The sequence below is a fragment of the Pelovirga sp. C15f genome (assembly GCF_057178085.1).
On record NZ_JBXUCV010000005.1, the window covers coordinates 158,382 to 177,277 of the forward strand.

14 protein-coding genes are annotated in these 18,896 nt (G+C 54.8%); 11 read left to right on the forward strand and 3 right to left on the reverse strand.

Annotation, left to right across the window (positions count from 1 at the left end; translation table 11 throughout):
* Positions 1 to 125: 125 nt before the first annotated feature.
* From AC1931_RS12450 to AC1931_RS12500, 11 genes are all read left to right on the forward strand, one after another.
* Positions 126 to 1,652, forward strand: coding sequence for a flavocytochrome c (locus AC1931_RS12450; protein WP_483877594.1), 1,527 nt, complete (start codon positions 126 to 128; stop codon positions 1,650 to 1,652).
* Between the two features lie 19 nt (positions 1,653 to 1,671).
* Positions 1,672 to 2,061, forward strand: coding sequence for a cytochrome c3 family protein (locus AC1931_RS12455; RefSeq protein WP_483877595.1), 390 nt, complete (start codon positions 1,672 to 1,674; stop codon positions 2,059 to 2,061).
* A 69-nt stretch (positions 2,062 to 2,130) separates the two neighbouring features.
* Positions 2,131 to 2,307, forward strand: a complete 177-nt coding sequence (locus tag AC1931_RS12460; protein WP_483877596.1) for a twin-arginine translocase TatA/TatE family subunit — start codon at positions 2,131 to 2,133, stop codon at positions 2,305 to 2,307.
* Positions 2,308 to 2,330: 23 nt separating this feature from the next.
* Positions 2,331 to 3,545: a bifunctional 3,4-dihydroxy-2-butanone-4-phosphate synthase/GTP cyclohydrolase II gene (locus AC1931_RS12465; RefSeq protein ID WP_483877597.1), complete on the forward strand. Its 1,215-nt coding sequence runs from the start codon at positions 2,331 to 2,333 to the stop codon at positions 3,543 to 3,545.
* A 270-nt stretch (positions 3,546 to 3,815) separates the two neighbouring features.
* Positions 3,816 to 4,184, forward strand: coding sequence for an SRPBCC family protein (locus AC1931_RS12470; protein WP_483877598.1), 369 nt, complete (start codon positions 3,816 to 3,818; stop codon positions 4,182 to 4,184).
* Positions 4,185 to 4,197: 13 nt separating this feature from the next.
* Positions 4,198 to 5,289, forward strand: a complete 1,092-nt coding sequence (locus AC1931_RS12475; RefSeq protein ID WP_483877599.1) for an ADP-ribosylglycohydrolase family protein — start codon at positions 4,198 to 4,200, stop codon at positions 5,287 to 5,289.
* Positions 5,290 to 5,351: 62 nt separating this feature from the next.
* Positions 5,352 to 6,053 (forward strand): ABC transporter ATP-binding protein, encoded by a 702-nt coding sequence (locus AC1931_RS12480; protein WP_483877600.1) that lies wholly within the window; start codon positions 5,352 to 5,354, stop codon positions 6,051 to 6,053.
* Positions 6,050 to 8,593 carry an ABC transporter permease gene (locus tag AC1931_RS12485; RefSeq protein WP_483877601.1) on the forward strand — a complete coding sequence of 848 codons (2,544 nt, stop codon included), beginning with the start codon at positions 6,050 to 6,052 and terminating at the stop codon, positions 8,591 to 8,593. The genes AC1931_RS12480 and AC1931_RS12485 overlap by 4 nt, the downstream gene beginning before the upstream one ends.
* A gap of 3 nt (positions 8,594 to 8,596) precedes the next feature.
* Positions 8,597 to 9,751 carry a lipocalin-like domain-containing protein gene (locus AC1931_RS12490; RefSeq protein ID WP_483877602.1) on the forward strand — a complete coding sequence of 385 codons (1,155 nt, stop codon included), beginning with the start codon at positions 8,597 to 8,599 and terminating at the stop codon, positions 9,749 to 9,751.
* A gap of 32 nt (positions 9,752 to 9,783) precedes the next feature.
* On the forward strand, positions 9,784 to 10,242 hold the full coding sequence (locus AC1931_RS12495) for a pyridoxamine 5'-phosphate oxidase family protein (RefSeq protein WP_483877603.1): 459 nt from the start codon (positions 9,784 to 9,786) through the stop codon (positions 10,240 to 10,242).
* Positions 10,220 to 12,358, forward strand: a complete 2,139-nt coding sequence (locus tag AC1931_RS12500; protein ID WP_483877604.1) for a PEP/pyruvate-binding domain-containing protein — start codon at positions 10,220 to 10,222, stop codon at positions 12,356 to 12,358. The genes AC1931_RS12495 and AC1931_RS12500 overlap by 23 nt, the downstream gene beginning before the upstream one ends.
* Positions 12,359 to 12,436: 78 nt before the next feature.
* On the opposite strand, the gene AC1931_RS12505 is transcribed toward AC1931_RS12500, so the two are convergent.
* The 3 genes from AC1931_RS12505 to AC1931_RS12515 all read right to left on the reverse strand — a co-directional run bounded on the left by AC1931_RS12505 (position 12,437) and on the right by AC1931_RS12515 (position 17,836).
* Positions 12,437 to 13,642 (reverse strand): FprA family A-type flavoprotein, encoded by a 1,206-nt coding sequence (locus AC1931_RS12505; RefSeq protein ID WP_483877605.1) that lies wholly within the window; start codon positions 13,640 to 13,642, stop codon positions 12,437 to 12,439.
* 33 nt (positions 13,643 to 13,675) lie between these two features.
* A complete protein-coding gene (locus tag AC1931_RS12510; RefSeq protein WP_483877606.1) occupies positions 13,676 to 16,504 on the reverse strand; it encodes an FAD-binding and (Fe-S)-binding domain-containing protein in 2,829 nt (942 codons plus the stop codon).
* Between the two features lie 1,182 nt (positions 16,505 to 17,686).
* The gene (locus AC1931_RS12515) at positions 17,687 to 17,836 is read right to left on the reverse strand and encodes a hypothetical protein (RefSeq protein ID WP_483877607.1); all 150 of its coding nucleotides are present in this window, start codon (positions 17,834 to 17,836) and stop codon (positions 17,687 to 17,689) included.
* Positions 17,837 to 18,896: the final 1,060 nt, after the last annotated feature.

Below are 18,896 nucleotides of genomic sequence, written 5' to 3' on the forward strand. Positions count from 1 at the left end.
AGATTTTTTTCTTCCAGGCCTACTGTGTTACCGCCCTTAGAGCATATCCACAGAAAATACCTGCAGCGTGAATGCCGGTATCTTTAACAGCCCGGCGCGGGCACATTTAACCCAGGAGGTAAGGTATGCAGAAAAGTCAGGAACAGAATGATCGGCGCAAGTTTCTGGTCGGGATGGGCGTAGCGGGTGCCACCGCGGTGCTTGCCGGCCCGGCCATGGCTGCTTCGATGAAATCAACAAAGGTTTCGTGGCAAAAGGAAAACGAAGTGGTCATCATCGGTTCCGGTTTTGCCGGTCTGGCGGCCGCGATCAAAGCTAAGCAGTTGGGTGCAAAAGATGTCGTTATCTATGAGCAGATGCCGTATCTGGGTGGTAACTCATCTATCAACGGAGGGCTTTTTGCTGCACCGGGAACCTCTCTGCAACAAAAAGAAGGGGTTGAGGATTCTCCGGAAAGAATGGCCGCTGACCAGATCAAGGCTGGTGGTGGCGTCGCTTATGAAGAGCTGCTTTTGCATGTGGCAAAACGCGCAAAGGAAGCCTTGCAGATGACCCTGGATGCCGGATCGGTTTATTTCCCTTATCTGCAGCAACTGGGTGGTCACTCCGTTCCCAGAACCTATCAGACGACCGTAACCAATGGCGGCGGCATTACCCAGCCGTTAATCAAGAAATGTCGCAGTTTAGGCGTTCGTCTGGAAACCAGATCCAAGTTCGATGGTTTTATCTTTGACGATAAGAGAAAAGTGATCGGTGTTGTGATCAAGGAGGGATATCATCGGGACTATGGCAAGGAGGGGACTCCGGTCAACGTTCGTGCCCAGCGTGGTGTCATCGTCGCGACCGGCGGCTTTGCCCAGCATATCGCTCTGCGCTCAGCCCAGGATCCGACCCTGACGGCTGAAGTGCCCTCTACGAACCTGCCGGTGTCGACCGGTGAGGCGCTGCTGGAGATGTTCCGGGTCGGTGCTATCCCGGTCCATATGAGCTACATTCAGACCGGTCCCTGGGCCTCCCCTGATGAGGAAGGTTTCGGCTATGTGTCCAACTATTCGATCTATAACTTTGCCCACTCAATGTCAGTTTACGCAAAAACCGGCCGTCGTTATATCAATGAAATTGCCGATCGTAAAACCCGCTCCGATGCCATGCTGAAGCTGCGCGATGACAGCGGTAAACCCTTGGCGCCGATTCTGATCACCAGTCTGGAACATGCTCAGGAACACCCCTCGTTTGAGAAGGTCCTTAAGTATGGAGTGGGCTGGAGGTTCGATACCCTGGAAGCACTGGCCAAACACTTCAATATCCCGCTTGAACCGCTCAAGAAGCAGATTGAAGAGTACAACGGCTACGTGAAATCAGGGGTTGATGAACAGTTTGGAAAACCGATGGGTAAAGCCAAAGGAAAGTACATCAAGGCTCCATTTGTTACCGTGCGTAACTGGCCCAAGGTTCATTACTGTCAAGGTGGTGCGCAGATCGATGTCAATGCCCGTGTTATTGATTCACAAACCTGGAAACCGATTCCCGGAATGTACGCTGCCGGTGAGGTGACCGGCGGTATGCACGGTGTGAGTCGCCTGGGCAGCTGTTCGATTCCCGACTGCATGGTCATGGGGATGACTGCAGCCGAAACCATGATGAAATCTTGAGCTAAGAGAGGTATTCGATATGAAATTTTATTGTAAAAGTTTTCTGTTGGCGATGTTGATCATGATGGTTGCCGGTATCGCCGTTGCCGAATCGACCCTGGAGCAGTTTGACGGGATTAAAGGTCGCAGTTTTCATGGCAGCTTTTATGGCGGCAAAAGCTGCACTGTCTGCCACGAAAGTAACACCCCCCGGAACCTGCCGCCCAATGATGCTTGCCTCAACTGTCATGGGCTCGATGATTTGATCGAAGCGACCAAGCGTCCGGCTGGGGAAGAGGTCCAGAATCCGCATGACAACCTCCATTGGGGGAAGGACGTTCCCTGTATGGAATGTCACGGTGAGCATCAACAGAAAAAACCGATGTGCGCCGGCTGCCACAGTTTCGATTATCCGAACTTCAAAGAATGAGAAATTACCAACAGCCCGGTTTAACACCGGGCTGTTGGCCTTTGGAACACCAACGAAAGGAATAGGACTATGTTTGGTCTCGGAACACAGGAACTGCTGATTGTCGCGGTGCTGGTTATGATCATTTTTGGCGCTGGAAAGTTACCCCAGATCGGTTCTTCTCTTGGCAAGGGTATTCGTAATTTCAAGCAGGGTGTCAATGATATCGATGCAGATACCCATAAATGTGATGATCCTCAAGGGTAGACTGAATGTTGAAGGAGTGACACATGTCCACTTGTGACATTGAAACAGCGCTGAAGGAACTTCGTCAGGGCAGGATGATTATTCTGGTCGATGATGAAGATCGGGAAAATGAAGGCGATCTGGTTATCGCTGCGGAGTTCGTTACGGCCGAAGCTGTCAATTTTATGGCCCGTGAGGGACGGGGGCTGATTTGTCTGTCCTTAACGGAAGAGCGCGCCGATCATCTGCGCCTTACGCCAATGGTTGCCAGCAATACCGCCTCATTCGGAACGGCTTTTACTGTCTCCATCGAAGCGCGCGAAGGGGTGACAACGGGAATCTCAGCGGCAGATCGGGCACGTACCATTCAGGTTGCGATTGCCGATGAGAGTAGCTCTGCTGACCTTGCCCGACCCGGGCATGTTTTCCCGTTGCGGGCAAAGGACGGTGGCGTACTGGTGCGCACCGGTCAGACCGAGGGATCTGTCGACCTGATGAAACTGGCCGGGTTGAAACCGGCAGGGGTTATCTGTGAAATCATGAATGACGATGGAACCATGGCGCGCCGGCCACAGTTGGAACGTTTTGCCCAAACCTATGACCTGAAGATCGTTACCATTGAGGATCTGATCAGGTACCGTCTGCAAACGGAAAGCCTGGTTTCGGCAGTAGCGGGAACGGTTATCCCAACGGCACACGGTGACTTTCGCATGACTGTTTTCACCGACCAAGTTCATCAGCTGGAACATATTGCCCTGGTCATGGGCACACCTGAAGAAGACCCATCCGCCATTGTCCGGGTTCATTCAGAATGTATCACCGGAGATCTGTTCGGTTCCGAACGTTGCGATTGTGGTGATCAGCTCAAGGCTGCCATGTCCCGGATTGCCCGTGAAGGTTCCGGTGTCATCCTCTACCTGCGCCAAGAAGGTCGTGGCATCGGTCTGATCAACAAAATCAAGGCCTATAATCTCCAGGATCAGGGTTGTGACACTGTTCAAGCCAATGAAATGCTCGGCTTCAGGGCAGATCAGCGCGATTACGGAATCGGAGCTCAAATCCTCAGGAGTCTGGGACTGAACAAGATCCGTCTGCTGACCAACAATCCTCTGAAGATATCCGGTCTGTCGGGGTATGGTATTGAGATCGTTGAGCGCTTACCTATCGAGATGCCGGTGAAGTTGAACAATGTGAAATATATGGAAACCAAAAAAAACAATATGGGACACCTGCTGACGAGGATAAAGACGGCAGTTTAAAAGGACTTTAACTCGCAATTAGCCCATCACACAAAAAAGCCCCCGGATGCAAATATTCCGGGGGCTTTTTTGTGTGATGGGGACATCATATTAACTTATAAAACGGTTTAATTATAACTGTCACCAATTTAAAGGGTTCAGAGCTTGAGTTGCCAGAAATTAGAACAAGATGTATATTTGTCATAGACAAATATAAAGATAACTGAATAATAATATATAAGGTGGCTATTGATTGACGATCCATCGAGTTGAAACAGGGGGTTTTTGTTAATGCAAGTCAGGCATGTCATCAGTGCATCTCCTCAGCAGGTCTGGAACATTCTGATCGATACCCACCAATGGCCGGTCTGGGGCCCTTCAGTACGGGCGGTTAAGAGCCCCCGGCAATCTATTGAGGCCGGATTAAAGGGACATATCCAGACGGTCCTCGGATTCTGGGTTCCCTTCGAGATCACTGACTTTGAGCCCTTGCATTTCTGGAGCTGGAAGGTTGCCGGCATGGCAGCGACCGGCCACCGCCTGACGAAAATTGACGAGAATCATTGTGAGCTGATTTTCGAGATGCCAGCTGTTGCTCTGCCGTATGCCCTGGTCTGTCGCCTAGCGGCTAAACGTATTGGGCGCCTGGTCCTGAGCTGACGAGGTTAACGCGATGAATCTGTTGCACCAAAAAGCCGTAGCAGCACTAAAGAACATGTTTGTGGCTGATGCTCTTGCCATGCCGGTCCACTGGTTCTACAACCCGGCCGACATTGAAAAAGCCTTTCCTGGTGGCATTACCCGTCTTGAAGCGGCACCAGCTAAACATCCCTCATCCATTATGTCACTGCATTCAACCCATGCCGGTGGTCGCGGTGACCAGGAAACAAAAGGGCGAAAGCGGGAGATCGTCGGTGATGTTATTCTCAAAGGAAAGCGCTCATTCTGGGGGCAACCGAACCAGCATTACCACCACGGGATGACGGCCGGGGAGAATACCCTTAATGCCCATTGTGCCAGAGTACTGATGCGGTCCCTTGCGGCCAACTCCGGTCGCTATGACAAGCAGCGCTTTCTTGATGACTATATCGATTTTATGACCGCCTGTCCGCCCCGGCATCCGGACACCTATGCTGAATCCTACCATCGGGGTTTCTTCGCTAATCTAGAAAGCGGCAAACCCAGGGAATGCTGTGGGGCAACGACTCATGACACCCCCTCCATCGGCGGCCTGGTAATGATTGCTCCGATTCTATTTTCCGAGCGGCTGCGAGGTGTGCCCCTTCGCAAGGTCAAAGAGCATTGTCTCCAGCATCTTTATTTGACCCACCCGGACGAGATGCTGGCCAGGGTTTGTGCGGATTATATTCAGCTGCTGGATGATTTATTGTTTCGCGATTCGCAGCAAGAGGTGGCAGAGATCCTTGCCCGTGCGGCCAAAAACAGCTGCGGAATTGATGTTACGGCCATGACAAAAAAGTCTCCGGATGACCGGCAGGTGGTTGGCAGGATATTTTCCTCGGCCTGCTACATCACGGATTCCTGGCCCAGCGTCCTTTACCTGGCGTACAAATATGCTGACATCCCCCAGCAGGCTTTGCTGGCGAATACCAATCTGGGCGGCGACAATGTTCACCGCGGGATAGTCCTCGGTGTGCTGCTGGGTGTGATAAATGGCGAGATTCTGAGTGGCTGGTTTGACCAGCTCACCCAGCACCATGAAATCAGCCGGGAAATTAGCGCTTTACTGGCGACGGGTAAGTAAGAAGGTCAACACCCCGTATTTAATAGATAGCCCCCTTTTCTTTAGATAACAGCGAGTCACTCATGAGCGATAGTCTGGTACGGATTGACAATTTGAGTAAGAGCTTTCGTGAAGGGGAGGCGGTGAGGCATGTCTTTCATAATCTGAATGTTGCTATCGCGCCGGGTGAGTTCGTTGTTCTGCTGGGCCGCAGCGGTTCGGGCAAATCGACGTTGCTGAATCTGCTCAGCGGCATCGATCAGCCCGATGGTGGCACCGTCATGATCGGTGGACGGGAGCTCACGACCTTATCCGAACGCCAACGAACATTGTTCCGCCGCCGGCACATCGGCTTTATTTTTCAGTTTTACAACCTGATTCCGACCCTGACGGTGATGGAAAACCTGTTGCTGCCTCTGGAATTGATCGGCACCAGGGACAGTGTCGCCCGGCAGCAGGCGCAGACCCTGCTTGACGAGGTCGGTCTGGCCGACCGGGCGAACAGCTACCCCGATCGACTGTCCGGCGGGGAGCAGCAGCGCGTTGCCGTCGCTCGGGCGTTGATTCACCGCCCCCGGTTGCTGCTGGCCGATGAGCCGACCGGGAACCTTGATGCCGAAACCGGTGAGCAGGTATTGAATCTGTTCACTGGGCTGGCTCAACAATACAATATGACCACGCTGATGGTGACCCATAGTCTGGAAGTAGCTGGGCTGGCCGACCGGATCCTGTCTATTCGCGATGGGCAATTGCTGGAAGAGGCAGGTGTGGAGAGCCGGCAATGATCCTCTGGCGTGCGGCCCTGCGTTATTTATTGCGCCACCCCCTGCAGCTGTTATTTGCCGTGATCGGCGTCGCCCTCGGTGTGGGGGTGGTGGTTGCCATCGATCTGGCCAACAGCAGCGCCAACAGGGCGTTCAGCCTTTCCGCAGAAGCGGTCAGCGGACGCACCAGTCACCAGGTTGTTGGTGGACCGAACGGCGTGCCGGAGGAGGTCTACCGCCGGATCCGGCTTGAGCCCACTCCATTCGCCAGCGCCCCGGTTGTCGAAGGATTGGCAGCTGTTGCCCACAAACCGGGGTTGATATTGCGCATCCTTGGTCTGGATCCTTTTGCTGAAGGCCCTTTTCGCGAGTATTCTCCAGGGATCGGACGTGACAACGATTTTCGTCGCTTGCTGACCGAACCGGGCAGTATCCTGCTCAGTGCCGCTACCGCCCGTGACCTGGAACTGCGCCCTGACATGGAACTGAGGCTCCAGATTGGCGGTAAGGGCCGCAGCGTGACCCTGGTTGGCCTGCTGCCGGCCCCGGACCAGCTCAGTTCCCAGGCCCTGCAGAATCTGATCATCACCGATATCGCTACGGCTCAGGAGCTGCTGGAACAATTCGGTCGACTGACCCGAATTGACCTGATTCTGCCGACCGGTGCTGCCGAGGAAGGAGCGCTGCAGCAACTGCAAGGCTATCTGCCGGCCGGGGTCGACGTGATCCGCGCCGATCAACGTCAACAGAGCATGGCGCAGATGACCCGTGCTTTTCAACTCAACCTCACCGCTCTGAGTATGCTGGCCCTGGTGGTCGGCATGTTTCTGATTTACAACACCATGACTTTCTCGGTGGTTCAGCGCCGACCACTGCTGGGGGCGCTGCGCACCCTTGGTGTTACCCGCCGCGAGATCGTCCGACTGGTTCTGGTGGAAGCGCTGCTGGTCGGTGCGGCCGGCACGCTGCTCGGGTTACTCCTTGGTGTGCTGCTTGCCAATGGCCTGCTCGCTCTGGTCACCCGCACCATCAACGATCTCTATTTTGTTCTCAATGTCCGGAGTCTGACTCTCACCCCTTTTTCCCTTGCCAAGGGGCTGCTGCTCGGCCTGGGCGCCACCCTCGTGGCCGCTCTGGTTCCGGCGTTGGAAGCGGGACGCACGGCGCCGCGCTCGGTCCTCTCGCGCTCGCACATCGAAAGCCGTGGGCGACGTTTGCTGCCCTGGGCTGTCGCTGTCGGCAGTGGCTTGATGGTGCTCAGCCTGGTCGGACTGTTGTTGCCGGGTAACAGTATCGTCGTCGGCTTTATCTGTATGTTTATGCTGATCAGCGGCTACGCTTTGATCACGCCGGGGCTGGCGGTCTGGCTATTGAAAGGGCTGCAGTCGCCTGTTAAAACCTGCTTCGGTATCCTCGGCAAGATGGCGGTCCGCAACCTGGTGGCGGGCTTAAGTCGCACCGGTGTCGCCACCGCGGCTCTGGTGATTGCGGTCGCCGCGACCATCGGAGTGGGGCTGATGATCAGCAGCTTCCGGGTGACGGTGGACAACTGGCTGCACAGTTATCTGAGTGCCGATATCTATATTACTACCCAGGGCAATGATTTCGGTCCCGGTCGTGTGCCCCTTGAACCTGAACTGGTGGAGCGCCTGGGCCAGGTTGACGGTATCAACAGCATCACCCGTGCCCGTCATCTGCGGCTGGAGGACGCGCACGGCATCAGCGAGCTGTTTGTTGCCGAAATTCCTGAAGACAGTTTTGCCGGCTACTGGTTTGCTGACGGCGATCGTCAGCAGATCTATCATGAGTTCAAAAATACCCGGGCGGTGATTGTTTCAGAACCTTTTGCATACCGGCGCGATCTTAAGCGTGGAGACTTACTGACCCTGCGCACGCAACATGGACAGGAACAGTTTCGGATTGCCGGGGTCTTTACCGACTATGGTTCCGACCAGGGACGGATCACCATCGCCCGCAGTCTTTACCAGCAATATTGGTCCGATCCTCAAACGGATGCCCTGGGGATATACCTGAAGGATACGGCTGATACTGATCTGCTGGTCAGGCAGCTGCGTACCCTGACCGCCGGCATACAGCAAGCGATGGTCTATTCCAACCGGGATTTGCGCGAAGCGTCACTGGCAACCTTTGACCGGACGTTTGCGGTGACATCGGTATTGAGGATACTGGCGGTGCTGGTCGCGTTTGTCGGCATTCTCAATGCTCTGATGGCGATGCAGATTGAACGATCGCGGGAACTTGCGGTTCTGCGGGCCGGTGGTCTGACCCCGCAACAACTCTGGGTGCTCGTTACTGGAGAAACCGGTCTGATCGGTCTGCTGGCCGGATTGCTGGCCCTGCCCTTAGGGATTGCCCAGGCGCTGATCCTGATCCTGGTGATCAACCGCCGCTCCTTTGGCTGGAGCATGGGCATCCAGGTCGATCCTGCGATCCTGCTTCAGGCGGTGGTGCTGGCCCTGATCGCTGCTATCCTTGCCGGGCTTTACCCGGCCTGGAGAATGGCACAGACACAGCCGGCACAAGCTTTGCGGGATGAATAACCTATGCGTATAAATAATGTGATGATCGTTGTTCTCTGTCTGTCGTTGACAGTGCTGGCGGCCTGCCAGGACGGTGGTTCGTCCTCCGGGAGGACTTCACCGGGTTTAAGTGTGACAGAGATCCTGGGCAGCGAAGACAATGATGGCTTTGCCCGGGCAACCCGGCCGCGCAGCTTTGAGTTTCCCCGGGATCATGGCCCCCATCCCGCCTTCAAGACCGAATGGTGGTACTATACCGGCAATCTGCATAACAGCGCCGGTCGCCGTTTCGGCTATCAACTGACGTTCTTCCGCAATGCCCTGCAACCGGAACCCCTGTCGCGCCAGTCCGCCTGGGCCGGTAACCAGATCTACCTGGCCCACTTCGCCCTGAGCGATCCGCAGAATGATAACTTCTACTATAGTGAACGCTTCAGCCGGGATGGGCTGGGTTTGGCCGGCGCAACGGCAGAGCCGTTCCACGTCTGGCTGGAAGATTGGTCAGCGCGGGGGACAGGAGATGCCAGTTTTCCGATGGGACTTCGGGCCGACAGTGGAGAGGTTGCGATTGCACTACAACTTGACAGCAGTAAGCCCTTTGTCCTGCAGGGCCAGCAAGGCCTCAGCCAGAAAAGCCAGGAACCGGGCAATGCTTCTTACTATTATTCCCTGACGCGCATGCCGACCAGCGGTGAAATCCGTATTGCCGGCAACAGTTATCAGGTAAGCGGCAGCAGTTGGCTGGATCGGGAATGGAGCACCAGTGCGTTGGGTCCGGACCAGGTCGGCTGGGACTGGTTCAGTTTGCAGTTCGACGATAACACCGAGTTGATGTATTATCAACTGCGCCTCAAGACAGGGCAACCCGACCCATTAAGCAGCGGGGTGCTGGTGGCCGAGAACGGTGACACTACAGCTTTAAGCACCGCCGGGGTGCGGATCGACGTGCTTGAGGATTGGATCAGCCCCCACAGTGGCGGGCGCTATCCGGCCCGCTGGCGATTACAGATTCCGGCCGCCCAGCTTAACCTCGAGATTATTCCACTGATGGCTGATCAGGAATTGCAAACCTCGGTTCGTTATTGGGAAGGTGCTGTCTTTGTGCAGGGGTCGCGCGGGCAACAACCGCTTCAAGGGTATGGTTATGTGGAACTCACCGGTTACGACAAGGGGCTGTAACTGGTTAAACTCATTTTGCAGAGGAGAATCGCTTGGATACCCTCAGACAACAGATTTATGCCCTGCTCAGTACCCAGAATCTGGGCGTGCTGGCGACCAGCGCCAAGGGTCATCCTTATACCAGTCTGGTGGGTTTTGTCGTGACAGACCAGTTGGATGAATTGTTGTTCGCTACCCATCGCGCGACGCGCAAGTTTGGCTATCTGCAGGAAGATGCTCGGGTCTCGCTGCTGATCGATAGCCGCAGCAACCAGGTCGACGACTTTCGTGAGGCCGTCGCCTTGTCCGCCATCGGCACGGCTCGTGAAGTGCCGCCGGAGCAGCGGGACCGGTTGCAGCAGCTGTTTCTAGCCCGCCACCCCTGCCTCGCTGAATTTGTGCGTTCGCCCGGTTGCGCCCTGTGTTTGATCAAGGTCCAACGCTACAGCCTGGTGCAGCGCTTTCAGGATGTGCTGGAGCTTAATTTCGATGTGCCGCATCCAACCCCTTGATCGGCTGAGTGCCGATGATTTATCGCAGTTCGGGGGTAAATCGGTGGCTCTGGCCGAACTGATCCGCCGCGGCTACAGCGTGCCCCTTTCCCTCGCCATTCCTTGCGACTGCTACCGCGATTACCTGCAGGCGACCGGGCTGGGGGGGCGGCTGACCATGGAACTCGGCCGCAAGGATTTTTCCCAGATGCGTTGGGAGGAGCTATGGGATGCCGCGCTGCGGATTCGTAACCTGTTCCTGACGACCCCGCTGCCGCCGGCTTTGGAAAGGGAAATTTTCACCGCTCTCGACAGACACTTCCCGAAACAACCTCTAGTCATCCGCTCCTCGGCTCCCGGCGAGGATTCAGTGACCCGTTCTTTTGCCGGACTGCACGACTCCTTTGTCAATGTTCATGGCAGGGGGGAGCAGCTCCTGGCGATTCGCAAGGTCTGGGCCTCCCTATGGTCTGATCGAGCCCTGCTCTACCGCCAGGAGCTGGGGCTGAGGGTGACCGACAGCCGGATGGCGGTACTGGTACAGGAGCTGGTAGTGGGAGAAAAATCGGGCGTTGCTTTCAGTGTCGCCCCCGACAACCGCCGGCAGTTGATGATCGAAGCAGTCTGGGGCCTCAATCAGGGATTGGTTGACGGCAGCGTCGAGCCGGACAACTGGCATATCGATCGGTGCAGCTTGCGGATTGACAGCTATCGTGCCGCGCACAGCAGCCACAAGTTGACACCGCAGGATGGGCGGGTGAAGCTGGTTCCACTCACCCAGACAGAACAGGGACCGGTGCTGAACAATTCGGATTTGAAGGTTGTTGCTCGACAGGTCATGGCCTTAGAGCAGGTCTTTTCCACCCCGCAGGATTGTGAATGGACCTGGCGTGACGGTCAGCTGGTGCTGTTACAGGCGCGACCTGTTACTACCGTTCCGGCGGAGGATGAGCGCTTGTGGTATTTCAACCTGCACCGCAGCCTCACCAACCTCAAGCAACTGCAACAACGGATCGAAACCGTCATCATGCCGGGGATGGAAGAGGTTGCGGCCCAATTGGCCCAGGTTGATCTGAGGAATTTGACCGACGATCTGCTGGAGGAGGAATTCAGGCAGCGTTTGCAGCAGCTGGACTATTGGGAAGAGACCTATCGTCGTGACTGTATCCCCATGGCCCACGGAATTCGTCTTTTCGGAGAGTTCTATAATGATGTCCTCCAACCTCAGGATCCCTTTGAATTCCTTGAATTACTGCGGGGTGGCGAGTTGCGGGCGTTGGTGCGCAATCGCAGAATGGCGGATTTGGCCTGTCGTTGGGATGGCAATGCTGACAGTGTAATCATGGCTGAGATTGATGCGCTGGCTGCTGAACTCGGGCTGTTGCCTGATCAGCTGGGCCGCCTGCTGTTACAATTAACTGATCAGCATCAACCACAGGCTGCATTGCCCCGTGACGATGTGGAGAGCGTTTACCGCAACCATTTTACCGCGACAGAATGGCCCCAGGCTGAGGAAATTCTTGCCATCGGCCGGGCCAGCTACCGCTTGCGGGATGATGACAATATCAGCCTGGCACAACTGCATCGGGAAGTAAAACGCGGGGAAATGGAAGTGCGTCGCCGTTGCCGGGCGGGAAGTAAACCGCAGCTTGCCCGCCTGCTGGAAGCACCGACTGATGGGAAGAGCGGTTTGCTCAGCCCGCCGCCTGGTGGCACAAAAGCAGGAGATCGTGCTGTTTATGCCCGACAGTTACAGGGGCAGCCAGCCAGCGCCGGACTGGCGACGGCTGTTGCCAGGGTGATCCGCTCTGAAGAGGATCTGGCCGACTTCAAGCGCGGCGAAATTCTCGTCTGCGATGCCATTGATCCGGTGATGACCTTTATCGTTCCCCTCGCCGCCGGCATCGTCGAACGCCGCGGCGGTATGCTGATACATGGTGCCATCATTGCCCGCGAGTATGGCATCCCCTGTGTTTCCGGTATTGCGGACGCCGCTGATATTATCAACAACGGCGATCTGCTGACCATCGATGGCTACCTTGGTCTGGTCTTTTTTCCCGTAACATCGGGTCGCCTGGCATCGTCCCCACAGCCTCACCAGCTCCGTAAAGAACTGGATGACGCCGTGCGTCAGTAGCTTATGTATGGTGGGCCCGGGGCACTATCGGGGGAACAGGATTTATTCACCATGCGGATTACTACAGATCGCTGCGAATTAAGCACGTTCTTTGATCAGCAGTTCAGCCATTTCATCGGCAATTTGAATGCACTGTTGAAAATCTTTGTCTTTCGGCGATGACCTGGCCTCAACGGAATTACCAACCTGTTGCCATTTTATTTTTTCAGCAAATTTATTTAAGCTTGAAACCCCACCGCCACTCCAGGAGGCGGTGCCGAAAATGCCCAGCAGCCGGTCTTTAAGCTGTGAGTTTTCGAGCTTGTTGACCAGCGTTTCCATGGTCGGGAACAAGCCTGTATTATAGGCACAGCTGCCGAGAATCACGCCTTTAAAACGCCAGAGGTCGCTGATCAGGTAAGAGACGTGGGTTTTTGAAGCATCATAAATCCGGATGTTTTTGATGCCGTTTTCAGCCAATCTACGGGCAATGACATCGGCCATTTTCTGGGTGTTGCCATACATGGAACCATAGACAATCACCACCCCTTCTTCGGTTTCAGCCCGCGACCAGCGGTCGTAATGATCGATGATAGATTGGGGATCACTGCGCCAGACCGGGCCATGGGTGGGGGCGATGATGTTCATGGGGATGTTGGCATCTTTGAGTTTTTTCAGCGCTTTTTGCACCATGGCGCCGTATTTTCCAACAATATTGGAATAGTAGCGGCGGGTTTCATCCATATAGAATTCAAGGTTCACTTCGTCGTCGAAGATGCCGCCATCCAGGGTGCCAAAACCACCAAAGGCATCCATGGAAAACAAGGTGCCGGTGGTGGATTCATAGGTCATCATGGTTTCCGGCCAATGGACCATGGGGGTTAAATAAAAATTCAGGGTGTGTTTGCCCAAAGATAACTGGTCGCCATCCTTGACAACATGGTAATTCTTTAAGGGACCATAGAAGTCATCAAGCATTTCAAAGGTTTTGGCATTGCCCACCAGCTTCAAATCCGGGTATTTATCCTGTAATGCCTTGATGGCACCGGAATGATCAGGTTCCATATGGTTAATCACCAGATAATCCAGGGGCCTGTCGTTGAGGATGCTGTCGATTTTATCGATAAAAACATTGGTCTTGGTGTTCTTTACCGTATCAAAAACAGCAGTTTGTTCATCATCAATCAAGTAGGCATTGTAGGAAACGCCGCGATCCAGAGGCCACAGGTTTTCAAACAGGTAGGTTTCCCGGTCATTGACTCCGATATAATAAATTTCATCGGTAATATTGACGGTGGTCAACATGCAAAAACTCCTTCGTCGTTAATCGGACAGGGGCTATTTGGGCTCGGTCGCCGCATCAACCAGGTAGAGAATTGACCGGTAGGGAATCTCACCGCGCAGCGACAGCCCGATTTCACAGGTTTTGCTGGTGGAATAGCCGGCGTCACATCCCTCCAATTGTTCTTTTAACCCTGCCAGCGCCGATTCGTTGAGTTCCGGATAGTTGAAGCCGCGATCCCCGGCAAATCCGCAGCAGTAGATCTCTTCCGGTACGACGACCTCGGTGGCACAGGCCTGAGCCAGGCGCACGAATTTGTCAGTAAGCTCCATCTTGCGTGCGCTGCAGGTCACGTGCAGGGCGATCTTCTGTGGTAACGGTTTAAAGGTCAGCTTGTCCTGGAGATATTCAAGAACAAACTCGATCGGTTCATAGAGCTTCAATTTTTTGTCCAGCTTATCTTTCATCCGCATCAGACAGGGGCTGGTGTCACAGAGAACCGGAACAGCGCCGTCGCGGGAGATGGTCAGCAGGGCGCGGTTGAGCTCTGCGCTTTTGTCATCGGCCTGTTTAAAGAAGCCTTTGCTTTCAAATGCCTGCCCGCAGCAGAGTTTGCCGAGTTCATCAGGGTAGATGATCTGATAACCCGCTTTTTTCAACAGCGCGACGGTTTTCTGGGGCAGTGCTTCCGGTTCCGTTTCCCCGCGCGCCGGGCCACTCATACAGCGACTGGGACAGGCCGGAAAATAGATGACCTGAAGTGGGTTATCAGGGTCAATCTTCTCAGCTGGTATTTTTCCGACCCCCGACGGCATCTCCTTATTCCACAGTGGCAGATGGTTGCCGCTTAAGGTGCGGGCGGCAGAAGAGGCCGTTTCCATGAAAGCGGTGCCGGTCAGTTGGTGGATTTTATCAACCCCTTTTAAGGTGGTATTGATGCCGGTGGCGACACCCTTGAAGTTACGCGCTACCCAGTCGGCGACCAGGTTGGCGAGTTCGCCGTTGGCTTCTTCGCGCAGCGCCTTGATCATTTTTCCGGTATCGATGCCGACCGGGCAGCGGGTGGCGCAGAGGCCATCGGCGGCACAGGTTTCCGTGCCCGGATAACGGTAGGATTTGAGCAGTTGCTTGACCAGCTCCGGCGACCCGTTTGCGGTCATTTGGCGGCTGATTTCGCGCCTGCCGACGATCCGCTGGCGGGGGGTGAATGACAGGTTGCGCGACGGGCAGACCGGCTCGCAAAAGCCGCATTCAATGCATTTGTCGACCAGTTCGTGGGTGGCCGGCAGCGGTTTGAGGTTCTTGATATGGGTTTCGGCATCAGGGTTGATAATGACCCCGGGGTTGAGCAGTTGATCGGGATCGAACAGCTGTTTGAGCTGAAGCATCAGCTCATAGGCCGCGGTTCCCCATTCCTTTTCAACGAACGGGGCCATATTGCGCCCGGTGCCGTGCTCGGCCTTCAGGGAACCATCATATTTATCCACGACCATGCTGACGACATCATCCATCAAATGGCGATAGCGCAGAACCTCTTCTTCCTGGGAAAAATCCTGGGTAAAGACAAAGTGCAGGTTGCCTTCGAGGGCATGCCCGAAAATGATCGCTTCGTGATAATGATATTTCTTGAACAGCTCCTGTAAATCAAGGGCGGCCGCCGCCAGATGCTCAATCGGGAAGGCGACATCCTCGATGATTACCGTAGTGCCGGTTTCGCGTACGGCTCCAACCGCGGGGAAAAGCCCCTTGCGGATGTTCCAGTAGACTTTGTATTCATCCGGATTGTCGGTAAACTCCAGCGGGCGGACGGTCTTGACTTTTGCCAGTGCCACGCCAATTTGATCGATCTGTTGTTGCAGCTTGGCGGCACTGGTCGCGCGGGTCTCCACCAGCAAAGCGGTGACATTATCGCCGAGTCCTGCCAGATAGGCAGGCATGCCCGGCTCGTCCTGGACGGAGGTCAGGGCAGCGCGATCCATCAGCTCGGCGGCCGCCACCGGAAGATTTTCACGCAGCAGCGGTATGACGCTACAGGCGGTGGACACGTCAGGAAAAAGGATAAGTGCGCTGGCCTTGTGTTGATGCTCGACAACCGTCTTGTAGACCACGTTGGCGATAAAGGCGAGGGTTCCTTCCGAACCAACCATCAGCTGCTGCATGATGTCAAAGGGGTCCTTGAAATCGACCAGGGCGTTGAGGCTGTAGCCGGTGGTGTTTTTAATTTTAAACTTATAACGGATTCGCTCACTAAGTTCAGGATCGCCAGCAACCCGGTCACGTAACTCGGCAAGTCCCTGCAGAATATGGGGATGACTGCGCTTGAAGGCTGAGCGGCTTTTATCGTCAGCGGTATCGACAACGGTGCCATCGACGAGGATCATGCGCAGGCTGTCCAGGGTCTTGTAGCTGTTCTCAGCAACTCCGCAACACATGCCGCTGGCGTTATTGGCGACGATACCGCCGATTTTGGCACTGTCGATAGAGGCCGGGTCAGGTCCGATCTTTTTGCCGAACTCGGCCAGCAGCACATTGGCACGACTGCCGATGATGCCGGGTTGCAGTTCAATCTTTCGGGCTTTATCAAATATCCGGTAGCCTTGCCAGCCTTTGCCCAGTTGAACCAGGATGCTGTCACTGATCGCCTGTCCTGAAAGGCTGGTCCCTGCCGCCCGGAAAGTGACCGGCAGTTTTCTCTTATTGGCTTCGCGCAGAATCAGCCGAACCTCGTCCTGGTTCTCAACGTGGATGACAATTTTGGGTATCAGCCGATAAAAACTGGCATCTGTTCCAAAGGTTACGGTTTTTAGCGGGTCGGTAGTCAATTGTTCTTTCGGCAGGGTCTTGCTGACAGCCGATAAAAAATCCTGGTACGGAGCAGGGAGCATGGTCTTAGATCCTTTACTTGAAGTGACAATGAACCTGACAGGTGATTCAGGTTCGTTGACGGGGAGCTGACTTCCCTTGAAAAAGTAATCTCATCACTGCTGAAGTTAAAAAGCTGGAGCACTCAAGCCGCAGGGCGCGGACTGAACAGCCAGAAGCAAACCTTCAGAGGGCAGGCGGACATCATGCCGGGTAAAGACGGCTGTCGGCAGAAATCGTCTGGATTCCGGTTCGCTTGGCAACTTTTGACCTACTTTATCACATTGTTGTGATCGACATGAAGTTCCCCCGGTTTTTGTTCAGCCGGATCGGACCCGCTCGGAGGTGGGCGAACTGCCGATTCTAGTGTTATTAAAACTGTGTTGACTAATCTAAATCAAGATCAAGGTCGCGGGCTCGCGGTCCCGCACGCCGCCATACTTTTGGCAAACGCTCAAAAGTATGCAAAAGAGCTTTCCACAGGCGTGGGGCGACTTGTGGTGTGCAAGGGGCGGAGCTTTTTTCGTTGGCAGATGATATTGAGAGGTCGCTGCCTTTTCTCACGAAAGGCAACAGGCGCCCCCTCTCGCTTACGCTCGCCAGGGGATTCCGCGCGTACGTTCGGTGGTAAAGGCTCGGACCTGGTGTATCGTGACGGCTACTTTTACACCACCAAGTCAATCGGCGCAGCGGCCAACCGTCATAAGCCCCTCAGCGCTTGCGCGCAGGGCGACCAGGTTGAAAACCTTCATTTGCTGGACATCACCGTTTCGTACCTTCTAGCCAGATACCCGTGCTATAACCGTCTATCTCAAATCGCACCACGCCAGTGGAGGCGTTTTTGCATCCTTTTGACGCCTATCAAAAGGATGGCGCTCGGCGGTGCGCGAACCGCCGGTTCTTTAGGTTATAAAACTGTCTTGGCTAATCCAGATAGAAATCAACGACAAGGTCGCGGGATCGCGGTCCCGCACGCCGCCATACTTTTGGCAAACGCTCCAAAAGTATGCAAAAGAGCTTTCCACTGGCGTGGGGCGACTTGTGGTGTGCAAGGGGCGGAGCTTTTTTCGTTGGCAGATGATATTGAGAGGTCGCTGCCTTTTCTCATGAAAGGCAAAAAGCGCCCCCTCTCGCTTACGCTCGCCAGGGGATTTAGCCTGTTATCTCGGTGGTAAAGGCCCGGATCGGGGTATCGTGACGGTTATTTATATTTCATCGTCATTCCCGCGTCGGCGGGAATCCAGAAGGTTTTCTCGGTAGGACCGATTTCCATCACCGGCCAAATCGGCGCAGTGGCCATCCGTCATCAGCCCCTCAGCGCTTGCGCGCAGGGCGACCAGGTTGAAAACCTTCATTTGCTGGACATCACCGTTTCGTACCTTCTAGCTAGATACCCGTGCCATAACCGTCTATCTCAAGTCGCACCACGCCAGTGGAGGCGTTTTTGCATCCTTTTGACGCCTATCAAAAGGATGGCGCTTGGCGGTGCGCGAACCGCCGGTTCTTTAGGTTATAAAACTGTCTTGGCTAATCCAGATAGAAATCAACGACAAGGTCGCGGGATCGCGGTCCCGCACGCCGCCATACTTTTGGCAAACGCTCCAAAGGTATGCAAAAGAGCTTTCCACTGGCGTGGGGCGACTTGTGGTGCGCAGGGGGCGAAGACTTTTTCTTTGGCAGATGATATTGAGAGGTCGCTGCCTTTTCTCATGAAAGGCAAAAAGCGCCCCCTCTCGCTAACGCTCGCCAGGGGATTTAGCTTGTTGACTCGGTGATAAAGGCCCGGAACGTAGTTCCGTGACGGTTATCTTTACTTCACCGGATAAATCGTCGCTGAGTCACAATGGGAAGAAGGTCAAGTGCAACTGTAGGGGAGCAAATCATTGCGCCCTGTTTTCACGGCAAAAATTGACAACACTCCACCAATGAGGTATCAAGTCATAGTTGCATTTTCAGGGGGGCTGAGGATGAGGAACATATCACACTGAAGATCAAACGCCACCGCGTCGGCATTATGCCGGTCGGTGGCTTTTTTTGTTTGAGCCTCAAGACAACCATGATCTGCACACATGGATTACACCGTGGCCCTGCAGGTGTGCGCAGCCCGATGGCAGGACTGTAAGGGTGGGGATATAAGGACCCGCATAAAAAGCCGCCCTAAATAATAGGGAATTCCATAACCTTCTGAAATCAATAAGGTTTTGGTGTTTTGTTGATATAATCTTATGGCGTTTTATACGGACAAGGACGCCTTAATCGACATTTTATACGGGTCCGTCTATAAACAAGTTCATCCCGACCTGCGGTCGGAATGAACGGGGTGGCCTTTGAGCCGTTCGGCTAGTCCGTCCGCAGGCGGACGAACCAGCCTTTGGAGACCGATGCCCTTCGGGCACGGCTCAAAGGCCACCCCGT

Excerpts from the sequence above, each read along its gene's own strand:
- AC1931_RS12510 (WP_483877606.1), bottom strand. The coding sequence starts at position 16,504 with ATGCTCCCTGCTCCGTACCAGGATTTTTTATCGGCTGTCAGCAAGACC.
- AC1931_RS12505 (WP_483877605.1), bottom strand. The coding sequence starts at position 13,642 with ATGTTGACCACCGTCAATATTACCGATGAAATTTATTATATCGGAGTC.
- AC1931_RS12485 (WP_483877601.1), top strand. The coding sequence starts at position 6,050 with ATGATCCTCTGGCGTGCGGCCCTGCGTTATTTATTGCGCCACCCCCTG.
- AC1931_RS12455 (WP_483877595.1), top strand. The coding sequence starts at position 1,672 with ATGAAATTTTATTGTAAAAGTTTTCTGTTGGCGATGTTGATCATGATG.
- AC1931_RS12470 (WP_483877598.1), top strand. The coding sequence starts at position 3,816 with ATGCAAGTCAGGCATGTCATCAGTGCATCTCCTCAGCAGGTCTGGAAC.
- AC1931_RS12450 (WP_483877594.1), top strand. The coding sequence starts at position 126 with ATGCAGAAAAGTCAGGAACAGAATGATCGGCGCAAGTTTCTGGTCGGG.
- AC1931_RS12465 (WP_483877597.1), top strand. The coding sequence starts at position 2,331 with ATGTCCACTTGTGACATTGAAACAGCGCTGAAGGAACTTCGTCAGGGC.
- AC1931_RS12500 (WP_483877604.1), top strand. The coding sequence starts at position 10,220 with ATGTGCCGCATCCAACCCCTTGATCGGCTGAGTGCCGATGATTTATCG.
- AC1931_RS12490 (WP_483877602.1), top strand. The coding sequence starts at position 8,597 with ATGCGTATAAATAATGTGATGATCGTTGTTCTCTGTCTGTCGTTGACA.
- AC1931_RS12460 (WP_483877596.1), top strand. The coding sequence starts at position 2,131 with ATGTTTGGTCTCGGAACACAGGAACTGCTGATTGTCGCGGTGCTGGTT.
- AC1931_RS12515 (WP_483877607.1), bottom strand. The coding sequence starts at position 17,836 with ATGAAGGTTTTCAACCTGGTCGCCCTGCGCGCAAGCGCTGAGGGGCTG.
- AC1931_RS12475 (WP_483877599.1), top strand. The coding sequence starts at position 4,198 with ATGAATCTGTTGCACCAAAAAGCCGTAGCAGCACTAAAGAACATGTTT.
- AC1931_RS12480 (WP_483877600.1), top strand. The coding sequence starts at position 5,352 with ATGAGCGATAGTCTGGTACGGATTGACAATTTGAGTAAGAGCTTTCGT.